The sequence below is a fragment of the Phytoactinopolyspora endophytica genome, assembly GCF_004138495.1.
GTDB lineage: Bacteria > Actinomycetota > Actinomycetes > Jiangellales > Jiangellaceae > Phytoactinopolyspora > Phytoactinopolyspora endophytica.
Map to the genome: position 1 here is coordinate 188,600 of NZ_ML142855.1, position 7,084 is coordinate 195,683.

5 protein-coding genes are annotated in these 7,084 nt (G+C 67.0%); 2 read left to right on the forward strand and 3 right to left on the reverse strand.

Going from position 1 to position 7,084, the window contains the following annotated elements; all coding sequences use genetic code 11:
- Both ELR45_RS15710 and ELR45_RS15715 read right to left on the reverse strand, forming a co-directional pair.
- Nucleotides 1–2,663: glycoside hydrolase domain-containing protein (locus tag ELR45_RS15710; RefSeq protein ID WP_476704130.1), on the reverse strand; the 2,663-nt coding region annotated here is incomplete at its 3' end.
- Between the two features lie 130 nt (nt 2,664–2,793).
- Nucleotides 2,794–3,891 carry a hypothetical protein gene (locus ELR45_RS15715; protein ID WP_205856675.1) on the reverse strand — a complete coding sequence of 366 codons (1,098 nt, stop codon included), beginning with the start codon at nt 3,889–3,891 and terminating at the stop codon, nt 2,794–2,796.
- Nucleotides 3,892–4,169: 278 nt separating this feature from the next.
- Between ELR45_RS15715 and ilvD the strand changes: the two genes are divergently transcribed.
- Nucleotides 4,170–5,903: a dihydroxy-acid dehydratase gene (gene ilvD, locus ELR45_RS15720; protein ID WP_129667250.1), complete on the forward strand. Its 1,734-nt coding sequence runs from the start codon at nt 4,170–4,172 to the stop codon at nt 5,901–5,903.
- On the forward strand, nt 5,903–6,478 hold the full coding sequence (locus ELR45_RS15725; protein ID WP_129667251.1) for a pyridoxamine 5'-phosphate oxidase family protein: 576 nt from the start codon (nt 5,903–5,905) through the stop codon (nt 6,476–6,478). The genes ilvD and ELR45_RS15725 overlap by 1 nt, the downstream gene beginning before the upstream one ends.
- Nucleotide 6,479: 1 nt before the next feature.
- Here ELR45_RS15725 and ELR45_RS15730 read toward each other — a convergent pair.
- On the reverse strand, nt 6,480–7,084 hold a 605-nt coding region (locus tag ELR45_RS15730), incomplete at its 5' end, for a hypothetical protein (RefSeq protein WP_205856676.1).

Genomic DNA, 7,084 nt, shown 5'->3' on the forward strand with positions numbered 1-7,084 from the left:
GCGAGTTGGTCGTGATGGAACCAGCTGTTGCCGAGCCGATCGTCATTGAGCTCGGCCTGCTGGATGTACATGTTGTCGGCTGAGTTGTCGTGCGTGACGATACGGAACTCGTCGCCGTCGTAGTACTCCTGGTTCAGCTCGATGGTGATCTCGTCGAAGACGGGCGACGTGATGTCGTACACGGGGCGCGGCTGACCGCCACCTGTCACCTCGAACAGCCCGATGGCCATCAGCGCGCTGACAGCGCCCATCTGGCCCTGGTCCTCGTCATGGTGCCCATACCCGTCGTCGGTCGCGATGGAGCCGTACGTCTCCTCTTTGACTTGACGCACCCAGTACTGCGACAGCCAGGGGTAACCGACATAGTTGAACAGGTGCGCGACTTGCAGGCCGGGCTGGTTGCCGTAACTGACGTGGCCCTGGCCATGGCTTCCGAAGAAACGTGCTGGCTCCGCCCGCCGGAACGCGTAGTTGAGCTTGTCGGCGTACGCTGCCTCACCGCCCATCAGATTGGCCAACCCCATCACGTCATGAGAGGTGAACCAGGTCGTCTGCCACGAGTTGGCCTGGACGAATCCACGTGATGACAGCGGATCGAAGTCCTCGAGCCAGCTGCCGTCCGCGTTGCGCGGGCGGCTGAACCCGGCCTCCTCGTCGTAGACGTTGCGCCAGTTGCGCGAGCGCTGCATGAGGTAGTCGCCGACGTCGGTCTGGTCCCAGGCTTCGATCTCGTTGAGGCCGACGTTCTCGCCTTCGCCGTCGGTGACGGTGAAACGCACGGAGTCGACCTCCCGTGGCCGGAACCGGACGACCTTGCCGGTCCCGTCGGTGGGGATGTTGCGCACAACGCGCTGGCTACCGTCGCTGAACTCGAGCAGACCGGCCTTGACGTTGCTGTCCGCATCGGCACGGTCGCTGATCGCGATCTGGCGCAGCTCGCGGGGCTCGTCCCAGGTCAGTTCGATCCATGGGTCCTGCTCTCCGGCTGATCGCCATTCGACGTCTGTCGGTGCACGCGACGGCCGGCCGTCGACGGCACGCTCCGCACTGTGCGCATCGTCGAGCTGGGAGGAGGCCGACGCGGTGGCGTACTGGGCGGTGTTGATTCCGCGCTTGTTGAGCGAGCTCGCGAGCTGCGCGAGCGCCCAGTCCTGATGTGCGTACTCGAGGGTCTGACCGGCGCTTTCGCCAGTCTCCTCGGTCGAGACGTATCCGAGGTCCAGGTACGAGCGGTTTCCGCCGGTTCCCCAGTTGAGGTAGTCCGAGGACGCCTTGTCGTACAGACCGCCCAGCGACTGGGCGTCGAGCATGGCATCGTAGGCCCGGTTGATGTTGAAGTCGCGGATGCCCTTGTTCCAGGCGCCGGTGATGAACGAGGTGATCGGTGACCCGGTCATCACCATTGAGTAGTTGCCGGTGACCGGTGCCCGGGGAAGTAGCTCGCCGTCGTCGTACATCTGCAGCTGCGACTGGACGAAACTGGAGTAGATCTCGGGGTAGGCGAGACCGAGGACCGTGTTGACGTTCCACTGGGTCAGCCACAAGGCGTCATAGTTGTACATGGCGAACTTCGGCTCGCCCTTGTGATCGGTCGGGATCTGCTTGACCTGGTTGTTGTTCCAGGTGTCGTCCATGTACGTGCCGTCGGCGTCGCTGATCACGCTGCGACCGCAGAGGACGTGGAACAGGTCCGTGTAGAACTTCACCTGCTGCTGTTCGGTTCCGCCCCGCACGTCGATCCGGCCCAGCATCTCGTTCCATGTGTCCTGAGATTCAGCCTTGACCGCGTCGAAGTCCCAGCCGGGGAGCTCCGCCTCAAGATTGCGCCGGGCGCCGTCGGTGCTGGTCAGGGAGAGCGCGACTTTCATCTGGACCTGGTCGTCCGCATCGAGGTGGTCGTAGCCGACGTATACACCCGCGTCGTCGCCGGCGACCTTGTCGACGGCGGCACCGTCGTCGACACGTTCGCCGTCCGCCCAGCCATGCAGGGAGTCGAAGGGCGTATCGAACTGGATGTTGAAGAACAGCGTCGTCTCGTGCCGGCCGGGGTAGCGCTCGCCGTGCTGGACGACGTAGCCCTCCAGCTCACGGTCGCTGACCTTGGTGACATGGGCGTTCTCCATCACGGCCTCGCCGAGGACGCCGCCGAGGTTGATGATGATCTCGCTCGGTCCGGACTGGCCGTAGGTGTAGCGATGCATGCCGACCCGATCGGTCACCGTGAGCTCGGCGTCGATGTCGTAGCGGTCAAGATGCAGCTTGTGGTAACCCGGCTCGGCGACTTCACTGGAGTCGTGCTCGACGTGGGATTGCCAGCCGGTGTCGCCGTCCAGCTTAGGAGCACTCTCACCGGACGTGGGCATGACTTGTACGCCGGACAACTGCCAGTCGTGAAGGTGGCTGAAACCTTTGACGTCGTTTTCGTTCTTTCGATAGCCCGTATCCCGCGCATGGTGCGTGCTGGTATCGGGGCGGAGCTTGACCATACCGAATGGGTTACTGGCTGATTGGAAGAAGAAGAACCGTCCGATGTCTGCTTCGACCCACGGATTCACCAGTCCCACGTAGTCGCGCTCCTGTGGAGTCGCGGCAGCGGTGCTCGACGACGTGCCGGGTGGGTGATCGGCGCCGACGAGCAGGCCGGCCGTGAGTCCGGCAGTCATCAGTACGGTCAGCGGACGGATCAGCTTCCGGAACGTTCGGGATCTCATGGACTCATGCCCCTTGTCTTTCGCGTTGCCGCTGTATTCGGACGTGGCGTGGATGAGACATCGGCTGCCGGTCGATCTTTGATCACGGGAGCGGACGGGCGACGCGCTCCCACTCGTCGAGCAGGCGGTCCGCGGAGCCGCCGACCGGTCCGATCGCGTCGTACAAGGTGGCCTCGTCCGGAAGCTCCGCCCCGGCCACCGCGTCGACCGCAAGGGCCGCGTCGTCGATCGTCGACGAGCACACGTCCAGCAGGTAACCAGGGACGGTCAAGGCCGGGTCGACACAGCCGACGACCGGTACGCCGGCGGCCACGATCAGCGGAAACACCGTGCCTGGGATCCCTATCGCAGCCTCGGCGCGGCCGGACGCCTCGATCGACGGGACGTCGCTGATCTCGTATCGGTCCCACAGCGACGGGTCCTCGCGCGGATGCATGCCGACCAGGATGTGCTTGCCCGCGGCGGCCAGCCGTTCCGCGCTTTCCAGCAGCAGCTCGGTGCCTGGGGCAGCACCGCCGGTCTCGTCCGGGTAGGTCACGCTGGTGAGCACCAGCACGGTGTCCGGCTCGGGACGGTGTTCCGGCAGTGCGTCGGTCTGTGGCGAGCCGACGATCCGCGCCCGGCGGTGGGAGCCCAGGTAGGTGGAGAACGCGCGGCTCTCGGCCGGCGATGACGACGTGACGACGCGCAGCCGGTTCCGCAGCTCGCGGGCGCGCGGGGCCTCGTCGGCGTTGAGGTAGGCGAGGGAGCTCGCCGCGACGGGCAGGCGGTCCAGCTGTGCGGCGCAGTCCGCCGGCCAGTCTTCAGCGCCGGTGACGACCAGCAGGTTCGCGGGCGGCGCGTCATCGAGCGTAGTGGTCTCGACGGGGTCGCCGGGGTCGATCTCCGACAGGTCGGGTACGAGCTGGACGAGCCGCACGCCGCGCCGTTCGGCCTCATCCAGCAGCGGCCGGACGTGGTAAGTGCCCCACGGCTCGTTCGTGGCAACGAGGACGGTCGGAGCGCCAGGCGCGGATCGATTCTCGCGTGCGGCCGTCGTTTGGGCCGTCTCGGCTATGCCTTCGGTGGATTCCGCGGCCGCTGCGATATCCGGGTCAGTCTGTATCACGCCGGCGAGCCTCGCGCCGATCAGGCCGGCGCCCCCGAGTGCTCCGGCGATCAGCGTCCGCCTCGATACCATGTCGATCTCCTCATTCCCGGCCTTCGCGCCGGACCTCTCGGCCACCGCCGTCGGCCACGCTGGCGGCGCCACACTGCGTCGTCGGAGGTCGTTCGATGGAGCCGCGTCGAATGTCCGGTTCGGCACGCTAGCCGACGATTTCAACCAGCGGATGAATGGCCGATGAAGACGCCCGGCACCTGGGTATCAGCCCGGGAACCGGTCGATTGCCGGCGGTCTGGGTCCGGATCCCGGACCTGGCGTCCGATGACGTGTGCCGCGGGTTTAGCGTTGGATCCATGACCGTGACACCGTCGACGTCGACATCTGACAGCTCCCCCCACGCGGACGGCTCCGGCAGGCCGGACATCAAGCCGCATTCGCGGACGGTCACCGACGGCCTCGAGCGCGCTGCCGCGCGCGGCATGCTGCGCGCCGTCGGCATGACCGACGACGACTGGGAGAAGCCGCAGATCGGCGTAGGTTCGTCCTGGAACGAGATCACCCCGTGCAACCTCTCGCTCGACCGGCTGGCCAAGGCTGCGAAGGATGGGGTGCATGCCGCGAAGGGCTATCCGCTGGAGTTCGGCACCATCTCCGTCTCCGACGGGATCTCCATGGGCCACGTGGGCATGCACTTCTCCCTGGTGTCCCGGGAAGTGATCGCGGACTCGGTGGAGACCGTGTTCGGCGCGGAGCGACTCGACGGGGCGGTGCTGCTGGCCGGCTGTGACAAGTCCGAGCCCGCGATGCTCATGGCGGCCGCGCGGCTCGACGTTGCCGCCGTCTTCCTGTACGCCGGTTCCATCCTGCCAGGCAAGGTCGGCGACAAGGACGTGACCATCATCGACGCGTTCGAGGCCGTCGGCGCTTGTGCCCGCGGGTTGATCACCCGCGAGGAGGTCGACGAGATCGAGCGTGCCATCTGCCCCGGCGAGGGTGCCTGTGGCGGCATGTTCACCGCGAACACGATGGCCAGTGCGGCCGAGGCGATGGGAATGTCGTTGCCGGGCAGCGCCGCGCCGCCTGCGGTCGACCGTCGCCGGGACGGGCTCGCCCGCCATTCCGGCGAGGCCGTCGTCGAGCTTCTGCGTCGCGGCATCACCACCCGGGACATCATGACGAAGGAGGCGTTCGAGAACGCCATCGCCGTGGTCATGGCTCTCGGTGGTTCCACCAACGCCGTCCTGCATCTGATGGCGATCGCGCATGAGGCCCACGTCAAGCTGGAGCTCGACGACTTCAACCGGATCGGCGCTAAGGTGCCGCACCTGGCCGACGTCAAGCCGTTCGGACGGTACGTGATGAGCGACGTCGACCACATCGGCGGCGTGCCCGTCGTCATGCGGGCGTTGCTCGACGCCGGGCTGCTGCATGGTGACTGCCTGACCGTCACCGGTCAGACGGTCGCCGAGAACCTCGCCGAGATCGCGCCGCCGGACCCGGATGGCAAGATCATCCACGCGATGACCGACCCGATCCACAAGACAGGCGGGCTCACCATCCTGCGCGGGTCCCTTGCGCCCGAGGGTGCGGTGGTGAAATCCGCGGGGTTCGACGCTGACGTCTTCGACGGCACGGCACGCGTGTTCGACGGCGAGCAGGCGGCGATGGACGCCGTGGGGCAGGGCACGCTGCAGAAGAACGACGTGGTGATCATCCGCTACGAAGGCCCCAAGGGCGGCCCCGGGATGCGTGAGATGCTCGCCGTCACCGGAGCCATCAAGGGCGCCGGGCTCGGCAAGGACGTACTGCTCATCACCGACGGCCGATTCTCCGGCGGGACGACCGGCCTGTGCATCGGGCATGTGGCGCCGGAGGCCGTGGACGGCGGTCCGATCGCGTTCGTGCGCGACGGAGATCCGATCCGGGTGGACATCGCGGGGCACAGCATCGACCTGCTCGTCGACGCGGACGAGCTGGCGCGGCGCCGGGACGGCTGGCAGCCGCCGGCCGCCAAGCACGAGCGCGGCGTGCTGGCCAAGTACGCGAAGCTGGTCGGGTCGGCCGCCAACGGCGCGGTCTGCGACTGATGGGCAAGGTTCACGACGGGATCGACGGCCGCCTGAAGGAGTTCATCGCCGCGCAGTCGATCTTTTTCGTCGCGACGGCACCATCGGGTCCGGATGGGCATGTGAACGTCTCGCCGAAGGGCATCGGTGGTTCGTTCGTGGTCCTCGACGAGCACACTGTCGCCTACCTGGACTACACGGCCAGCGGCGCCGAGACTATCGCCCATCTGCGCGAGAACGGGCGGATCACGCTGATGTTCTGCGCGTTCTCCGGTCCGCCGAACGTTGTGCGGCTGCACGGCACAGGGCGGTTCATCACGCTCTACGACGACGAATTCGCCGAGTTCGTCTCGTTGTTCCCGGAGAAGCGGGGCGCTCGCGCCGTGATCGTGGTGGACGTGCACCGGGTGTCGGATTCGTGCGGCTTCGGCGTGCCGCTCATGGAGCACGTCGGCGAGCGGGACATGTTGCCGCCGCACATGGACCGCAAGGGCATCGATGGGCAGGCGGCCTATCGCACGAGGAAGAACCGGGTCAGCCTCGACGGCCTTCCCGCGTTCGACTTCGACCCCGCCGTCGACCCGAGCGACGCCTAGCTCAGCGCGAGGACACGGCGTCGTCGACAGCGTGGACGAGTCTCCGCAGCGCGGGCACAGCGTGCCGGTTCAGGTCTGTCTCGAGGTCCCGGCTACCCACCACCGAGGCCCAGACCGCACGCCCGGCGAGGAAACCCGAGGCCCCTGCGTGGCAGGCGAGAGAGACGGCCTCCGGGAACCGCTCGGCCGGGACGCCGGAGGAGAGCACCACCCAATGCCCGTCGATCGCTTCGTCTAGATCTTTGCAGCGAAGCGAGATCTCGTCGTCGCTACCGGCGCCGTGCGTCGGGACCTCAGATTTGTAGATGTCGGCGCCGAGCGAGCCGAGCTCGCGGGCCGCTGCCACGATGCCGGCGTCGACATCGAAATCCCCACCCGTCAACGGCGCCCGCGACACCGGCTCGACGATGCTGGCTAGCCCGTGTGCGCGACATCTGGCGACGAACTCCTCGACGAGAGCTGTACGGGCGTCGGGGTCTTGGTCAGGCCGCCAGATGACGAGCAGTTTCATCGCTACCGCGCCCTGTTCACGCACGACGGCGGGGTTGACCGCCTCGTCGATCACGGAATCCGCGACGAACTCCTCGGCGCTGGGGACGAACCGGT